General features: G+C 63.7%; 1 protein-coding gene. It reads left to right on the forward strand.

Annotation, left to right across the window (positions count from 1 at the left end):
- On the forward strand, nt 1–433 hold a 433-nt coding region (locus O0550_RS24120), incomplete at both ends, for a collagen-like protein (protein WP_258427429.1).

The following is a 433-nucleotide window of genomic DNA, read 5'->3' on the forward strand; positions in this document are numbered from 1 at the left end:
ACTGGACCTACCGGAGACACCGGACCAACTGGACCGACTGGCGACATCGGACCGACTGGACCTACCGGAGACACTGGCGCTACTGGACCTACCGGAGACACTGGCGCTACTGGTCCGACTGGCGACACTGGCGCTACTGGACCTACCGGAGACACTGGCGCTACTGGTCCGACTGGCGACATCGGACCGACTGGACCTACCGGAGACACTGGCGCTACTGGACCTACCGGACCTACCGGAGACATCGGACCAACTGGACCGACTGGTGACACTGGACCAACTGGACCGACTGGCGACATCGGACCGACTGGACCTACCGGAGACACCGGACCAACTGGACCGACTGGCGACATCGGACCGACTGGACCTACCGGAGACACTGGCGCTACTGGACCTACCGGAGACACTGGCGCTACTGGTCCGACTGGCGACA

This window comes from Brevibacillus halotolerans (genome assembly GCF_026891775.1).
Taxonomy (GTDB): domain Bacteria; phylum Bacillota; class Bacilli; order Brevibacillales; family Brevibacillaceae; genus Brevibacillus_B; species Brevibacillus_B halotolerans.